The 6,902-nt window shown below is 68.4% G+C and carries 8 protein-coding genes; 3 read left to right on the plus strand and 5 right to left on the minus strand.

The genetic code is table 11. The annotated features are described in order from the left end of the window. The 5 genes from AOZ53_RS01170 to AOZ53_RS01190 form a co-directional block, all read right to left on the minus strand. Positions 1–688: amidase family protein (locus AOZ53_RS01170; protein ID WP_255353119.1), on the minus strand; the 688-nt coding region annotated here is incomplete at its 3' end. Continuing rightward, positions 685–867, minus strand: a complete 183-nt coding sequence (locus tag AOZ53_RS01175) for a DUF4089 domain-containing protein (protein ID WP_054431532.1) — start codon at positions 865–867, stop codon at positions 685–687. The genes AOZ53_RS01170 and AOZ53_RS01175, both read right to left, overlap by 4 nt. A 41-nt stretch (positions 868–908) precedes the next feature. After that, entirely contained in the window at positions 909–1,730 is an 822-nt protein-coding gene (locus AOZ53_RS01180) for an ABC transporter ATP-binding protein (RefSeq protein ID WP_054474246.1), read from the minus strand. A gap of 2 nt (positions 1,731–1,732) precedes the next feature. Then, complete coding sequence (locus AOZ53_RS01185) at positions 1,733–2,530, minus strand: ABC transporter permease (protein WP_054431721.1); 798 nt, start codon at positions 2,528–2,530, stop codon at positions 1,733–1,735. A gap of 84 nt (positions 2,531–2,614) precedes the next feature. Further along, on the minus strand, positions 2,615–3,622 hold the full coding sequence (locus tag AOZ53_RS01190; RefSeq protein WP_054474245.1) for an ABC transporter substrate-binding protein: 1,008 nt from the start codon (positions 3,620–3,622) through the stop codon (positions 2,615–2,617). 279 nt (positions 3,623–3,901) lie between these two features. Here AOZ53_RS01190 and AOZ53_RS01195 point away from each other — a divergent pair, with 279 nt between their 5' ends. The 3 genes from AOZ53_RS01195 to AOZ53_RS01205 form a co-directional block, all read left to right on the plus strand. Continuing rightward, positions 3,902–4,813, plus strand: a complete 912-nt coding sequence (locus tag AOZ53_RS01195; protein ID WP_054431529.1) for a LysR family transcriptional regulator — start codon at positions 3,902–3,904, stop codon at positions 4,811–4,813. Positions 4,814–4,935: 122 nt separating this feature from the next. Further along, complete coding sequence (locus AOZ53_RS01200) at positions 4,936–5,604, plus strand: DUF4286 family protein (protein ID WP_054486629.1); 669 nt, start codon at positions 4,936–4,938, stop codon at positions 5,602–5,604. A 43-nt stretch (positions 5,605–5,647) separates the two neighbouring features. Beyond that, positions 5,648–6,902 (plus strand): MFS transporter (locus tag AOZ53_RS01205; protein ID WP_082385467.1); only part of this gene is annotated, 1,255 nt, incomplete at its 3' end.

Raw genomic sequence — 6,902 nt, forward strand, 5'->3', positions numbered from 1 at the left:
CTTGCAGCGCGTCGTAGACGGCGGCCAGGCTGGCGCTGTCGGCCGCGAACGGGCCCAGATGGTCCAGGCTGCCGACGAAGGGAAAGCTGCCGCTGCGCGGCAGGCGGCCGAAGGTCGGCTTGAGGCCGAACACGCCGCACAGCGAGGCCGGCACGCGGATCGAGCCGTTGGTGTCCGAACCCAGCGTCAGCGGCACCAGCCCGCCGGCCACGGCGGCGGCGCTGCCGCCCGACGAACCGCCCGCGATGCGGGTGGCGTCGTGCGGGTTGCGGCAGGGGCCGTAATGCGAGTTCTCGGTGGTGAAGCCGTAGGCATGCTCGTCCATGTTGAGCGCGCCCACCAGCACCGCGCCGGCCTCGCGCAGGCGCGCCACCAGCGTGGCGTCGCGCGGCGCGGCGGGGTTGGCGGCATTGACGCGGCCGCCGGCCAGCGTCACTTCCTCGGCGATGTCGAACAGGTTCTTGACGGCGTAGGGCACGCCGGCCAGCGGCGGCAGCGTGTCGCCGCGGGCGCGGCGCGCGTCGATGGCGGCCGCCTCCTGGCGCGCGCGGTCCTCGGTGATGGCGGTGAAGCAGTTGTAGCGCGCGTCGGCGGAGCGGATGCGCGCCAGCGTGGCGTCGAGCACCGCCACCGCGCTGTGTTCGCCGCCACGGATGCGGCGGGCCAGGTCGAGCGCGGCGCCGCTCACGGGCGGAACACCGAGGCCGATTCCAGCGCCACCGGCAAGGCCTCGTCGATGAAGGTCGAGGCGATGTCGTGGATGCGCGTGAATTGCTGCGTCACTTCGGCCGTGGCCGGCTCGCGCAGGGCGTAGCCCGCCAGCGCCAGCGCGCTGCGGACGTATTGGTCGATGGTTTCCTGGGTCATGGCGGACTCCCGGCGAAAGTGGATGGAAGGGGCGAAGGGGCCTAGCGGCGCACTTCGCGCTGGAAGATCTCCAGGCTCAGTTTCTTCATGCCGATGAAGCTGGGCTCGGTCAGCGTCTCGACCGTGCGCGGACGGGCGTCGCCGTAGTCCAGGATCTCGGCCACGCGGGTGGGGCGCTTGGTCAGCAGCAGCACCTGGTCGGCCAGGTACACGGCCTCCTCCAGGTCGTGCGACACCAGCAGCATGGTGGTGCCGGTCTGCATGAAGACCTCCTGCAGCTTTTCGCGGATGAACAGCGTCATCTCGAAGTCCAGCGCCGAGAACGGTTCGTCCAGGAACAGCACCTCGGGTCCCGGCGCCAGCGCGCGCATGATCGAGGCCGTCTGCTGCTGGCCGCCCGACAGTTCGTAGGGATAGCGCTTGAGGTCGAACTTGACGTCGAACGAGGCCACCAGCTCTTCCACCCGCGCGTCGACCTCGGCCTTGCTGCGGCCTTCCAGGCGCAGCGGATAGGCGATGTTGTCGATGGTGCGCAACCACGGGAACATGGCTTCGCGGTAGTTCTGGAAGACGTAGCCGATCTTGGTCTGGGCCAGCGACTTGCCATCGAACAGGATTTCGCCGGCGTCGATGGGAATGAGCCCGGCGATCATGTTGATCAGCGTCGACTTGCCGCAGCCGTTGGGGCCGAAGACCGAAACGATCTTGCCCTTGGGGATGTCGAGGTTGAAGTCCTCGTACAGCGGCCAGCCGGCGAAATACTTGGTCAGGCCGCGGATGGTGATGTGGGTGCCCAGCGGGCCCGGCTGGAACGGCGCGGGCGTGGGGGCGGGGGCGATGACGGGGTTGATGACGGTGGACATGATTATCGGCCGCTCCAGTGGACGACGCGCTTTTCCAGCACCAGGAAGAGGATGTTGAGCACGTAGCCGAGCGCGCCGGCGGCCAGGATCGAGGCGTACATGTCGCGCACGTTCAGCACCTGCTGCGCATTGATGATGCGGTTGCCCAGCCCGCTGTCCGAGCCGATGAACATCTCGGCCACGATCACGATGACCAGCGCCATCGACACGCCGCTGCGCAGGCCGACGAAGGTGGGCTGCAGGCTTTCCCAGATCAGCACGTCCTTGAAGATCTGCCAGCGCGAGGCGCCCATCACCCGCGCCGCCATGACGCGCTGCTTGCGCGCGTTGATGACGCCGTAGGCGCTGTTGAACAGGATCACCAGCACCGCGGCGAAGGCGGCGATGGCGATCTTGTTCATGTCGGTCACGCCGAAGATCATCAGGAACAGCGGGATCAGCGCGGACGACGGCGTGGAACGGAAGAAGTCCACCAGGAATTCGACGCTGCGGTAGGCCTTTTCATTGCTGCCGAGCAGTACGCCCAGCGGCACGCCGATGACGCCGGCGATGACGAAGGCCTGCAGTGTGCGGCTGACCGACGCCAGGAAATCGCCCAGCAGCGGACCGCCGGCCATGCCCTTGGCCAGCGCCACCAGCGTGGCGCCGGGCGTGGGCAGCAGCACCGGGCTGACCAGCTGCAGGCGCACCACCAGATCCCACACCACATACAGCGCCAGCGGGCCGATCAGCGGCAGCAGGCGCGCGGCGGTCCAGGTGCGCGGCGGGCGCGAGACGGGCGGGGCGGCGGTGGCGGGCATGCCGCCATGGGCGGCGCTGGCCGGCTTGGCCGCGGCGACGGCCGGGCCCGCGCCGGCGCGGTTGGCGTTGATCGCGTCCATGGCTCAGCCCTTGTACAGCATCGAGGCGACGTCCACCTTCTGCGCGAAGATGCCCTTGTCGGCGAACAGGTCGAAGAATTTCTGGAAGTACTGGATGTCGCTGGGGCTGAACTCGTTGTAGAGCGTGTAGGCGGCCAGCGGCACGGCCTCGGTCATGGGGCCTTCGATGGCGGTGTAGCCCTTCATGAAGGGACGCGCCTCGTCGGGCTTGGTGCGGATCAGTTCGATGCCGCGGGCATACGCGGCGATGAATTTCCTGCTTTCCTCGGGATGCTTCTTCAGGAACGCGGTGGTCAGCGAGGCCGAGCCGCCGAACCACGGCGCCATCGGATCGCCCAGCACGTACTTGGCGATCACGCCGGTTTCGAGCACGCGGGTGGTGCCGTTCAGACGGCCGACCGTGCCGGTGGGCTCGAGCGTGTAGCACGCGTCCAACTGGCCGGCGGCGACCGCGGCAACGTGCTGGCTGATCGCCAGCTCGACCACGGTCGCCCCGGTTGCGCCGGCGCGCTCCAGCACTGCTTTGGCCAGCGTGGCATTCTGGATGCCGGGTCCAGAACCGACCTTTTTCCCCTTGAGGTCTGCGATGGATTGGATGGGACTGTCTTTCGCGACGATGAACTCGTCCAGCACGTTCTTGGCGTTGCTGGGATTGGAGGCGAATATCTTGAACAGGCCGGGCGAGGCGATCTCGCCGATGGCCAGGTTGGCCGAGCCGGTGCCGTTGGCGCTGCCGTCGGCGCGGCCCGCGAGCATGGCTTCCATGACCTGCTGCGCGCCGGCGAACTTGAGCGCCTCGACGTTCAGGCCGGCTTCCTTGAAGTAGCCTTTCTCGATGGCGGCATAGAACGGCAGGCCGGCCGCGACCGGCCAGTAGCCGATGCGGATGACCGGACCCGACTGCGCCCGCACCAGGGCCGGCGCGGCCAGCGTGGCGGCGCCCAGCGCGGCGCCCTGCATCAGACGGCGGCGGGTGGCGTTGAAAGCGAAGGGCGCGGGGCGGTTGGTCATGCGGGGCTCCTGCTCGGAAAGAAGTCGGGCGCTTGTAGACAAGCTTGCATACCAGTCATCAAGCAAGACCCGTGCCAACCGCTTTTTGCCGGGTTTTGCACCGGGGAGGAACGATGATGGCGCGCCGCATGAACCATGCTGGTGCATGCGGCACCGCGAGAGGGCGCGCATGGCGTCATGGCGCGGCCGGCCCGCCAGGCGTTAGGATGTGCAAAGGCCGGGGCCTGCCGCCCCGCTGTTCTTGGAAGGGCGCGTCATCGGGCGCGCCGTGGCGTGGATATGAATACCCGTTTCGTCGAAGCATTTCTGTGGTCCGCCCGGCTGGGCAGTTTCCGTGCGGCCAGCGACCGCCTGCACATCACCCAGGCCGCCGTGGCCAACCGCATCGCCTCGCTCGAGGAAGACATCGGCGCGCGCCTGTTCGAGCGCGACGCCAAGGAACTGCGGCTGACGGCCGTGGGCACGCGCCTGCTGGACTATGGCGAGCGGCTGATGCAGCTGCGCCAGCAGATCCTGTCGCTGGGCCGCACCGGCGACGAGGTGTTCGGCCTGGTGCGCATCGGCGCCATCGAGACGGTGGTGCACACCTGGCTGATCGGCTTTTTGACCAACCTGCGGTCCACCTATCCCGGCATCGAGGTGCAGCTGACCTCGGAAACCACCCGCGCCCTGCATCGCGGCCTGCGCGAGGGCACGCTGGACATCGCCTTCCAGACCGATCTGCTAACCGACACCGGCATCATCAGCATGCCGTGCCTGCCGATGGAGATGGGCTGGGTCGGGCCGGCCGGCGATGAGGAAGCGCTGACGGTGCAGCAGTTGCTGAGCGAACCGGTGCTGACCATGAGTCCGGGCTCGCAGCCGCACGAGGCGCTCAAGGGCTTGTTCCGCGAGGCCGGCCTGCCGCTGGGCAAGGTGCACTGCGTCAGCTCAATCTCGGCGTTGGCGCGATTGGTGCGCAGCGGCTTTGGCCGCGCGCTGGTGCCGCTGCCGCCGATCCATGAATACGTGGCGCGCGGCGAGGTGCAGATGATCCGCTGCGATGTGCCGGTGCCGCCGCAGCTGCTGGTGGTGAGCTACCTGGAGGGCGCCGGCTCGGAGGCGATCCGGCTGGTGGCCGAACTGGCCTGCCGCGCCTCGGATCAATACACCGCGTCGGTCGTGCCGCCAACATTCGGATCCGCGCAATAGCGTTATCCCTAGGTCGGCGCGCAATAATTTTATTGCCGGCCCGAAAAATTACTCGTTTGTCGGACCCGGCCCGGCGGATTGAAGATGAGTCCCTTCCGTAATCGAAGGGATTTTTTCTTTCCATGAGCCAAGCCACCACTCCATCCGCGCCCCACGGCATGCTGTTCGTCGCCTGCGACGTCGATCCCGCCTTCGAGACCGATTTCAACCGCTGGTACGACCGCGAGCACGTCGAAGAGCGCGTGCGCATTCCCGGCTTCCTGTCGGGCGCGCGCTATTTCTCGCTGTCCGGCGGCCGCAAGTACCTTGGGCTGTACCGCACGGAATCGCTGGGCGCCTTCACCACCGCCGACTACCGCGCCGCGTTCGAGCGCCAGACGCCCTGGTCGGTGGCCAACCTGGACCGCATGCGCGATCCGATGCGGCGCGTCTGCGCGGTGCAGGCCGTGACCGGCTTCGGCAGCGGCAGCCACATCGCGGTGCTGCCGCTGGTGTTCAGCGGCGATGCCGACGCGCTGACGGCGCGCGCGGCCGAGGCCGGCGCGGCCCTGGCCCAGGTCGATGGCTTCGTGCAGTCCTATTTGCTGGCGCCCGATGCCGCGCTCAGCGGCCCGTTGCCGCGAGAATCCACCGAGAACCGCCGCCTGGACCCGCTGCTGGTCGTCGAAGCCAGTTCGGCCGCCGCCGCGCGCGCCCTGGCCGAGCAGGCCGCCGGTGTCTTCGGCACCCGCGCCAGCGACGCCTGGCTGCTCGAACTGGGCTGGAAGCTGGCGGCCGCCGACCTGCGCTGACGCGGCGCCGCGTCCACACACATCACATACATGGGGAATCAGAATGGCTGAGAACACCTTGCGCGCTCCGGCGTCCGCCCACGGCGGCGCGTCGCCGGACAAGATGAAGAAGCTGGCGATGGCCAGCTCGGTCGGCACCACGCTGGAGTGGTACGACTTCACGATCTACAACCTGATGGCGGCCCTGGTGTTCAACGCCATCTTCTTCCCGTCGTTCGATCCGTTGACGGGCACCATCCTGGCGTTCTCGACCTACGCGGTCGGCTACGTCTCGCGGCCGCTGGGCGGCTTCGTCTTCGGTCACCTGGGCGATCGCCTGGGGCGCAAGTTCGTGCTGGTCGCCACGCTGGTGATCATGGGCGTGTCGACGGGCCTGATGGGCATGCTGCCCACCTACGCCAGCTGGGGCGTGTGGGCGCCGGTGGCATTGGTGGCGCTGCGCTTCATCCAGGGCGTGGCGCTGGGCGGCGAATGGGCCGGCGCGGTGCTGCTGTCGATGGAACACGGCAAGCCCGACCAGCGCGGCCGCAATGCGTCCTTCACGCAGGTCGGGCCATCGTGCGGCACGCTGATCGGCACCGGCTTCATCGCCCTGATCTCGCTGTGGCTCACGCCCGAGGAGTTCCAGGCCTGGGGCTGGCGCGTGCCGTTCATGTCGAGCGTGGCGCTGGTGCTGTTCGGCCTGTGGCTGCGCCGCGGGGTCGAGGAAACGCCGGTGTTCCTGGAAATGGAAGAGAAGCGCGAAACCGCCAACACCCCGATCAAGGACGTGCTGGTGCAGCACTGGCGCCAGCTGCTGGTGGCCGGCGGTTCGCGCATCGGTTCGGACGTGCTGTACGCGCTGGTGGTGGTGTTCACGCTGACCTACGTAACCACGGTGCTGCACCTGTCGCGGCCGCTGGCGCTGGGCGCCACCATGCTGGGCGCGGCGCTCAACGCCATCGCCGTGCCGCTGTGCGGGCATCTGTCGGACAAGATCGGGCGCCGTCCGGTGTACGTGGCCGGCGCGGTCCTGGGCATGATCTGGGCCTTCGTGTTCTTCACGCTGATGGACACCGCGCATCCCGTCGCGATCTGCGCCGCCGTGGTGGTGGGCCTGCTGATCCACGCCATGATGTACGGCCCGCAAGCCGCCTTCATCACCGAGCAGTTCCCGGGCCGGGTGCGCTACGCCGGGTCGTCGCTGGCCTACACGCTGGCCGGCATCGTCGGCGGGGGCTTCGCGCCGCTGATCATCGCCAGCCTGTTCAAGTCGTGGAACTCGACCGTGGCGGTGTCGCTGTACGTGGCGGCCGCGC

Source organism: Achromobacter sp. 2789STDY5608621 (assembly GCF_001299375.1).
GTDB classification, from domain to species: Bacteria; Pseudomonadota; Gammaproteobacteria; order Burkholderiales; family Burkholderiaceae_B; genus Achromobacter; species Achromobacter insuavis.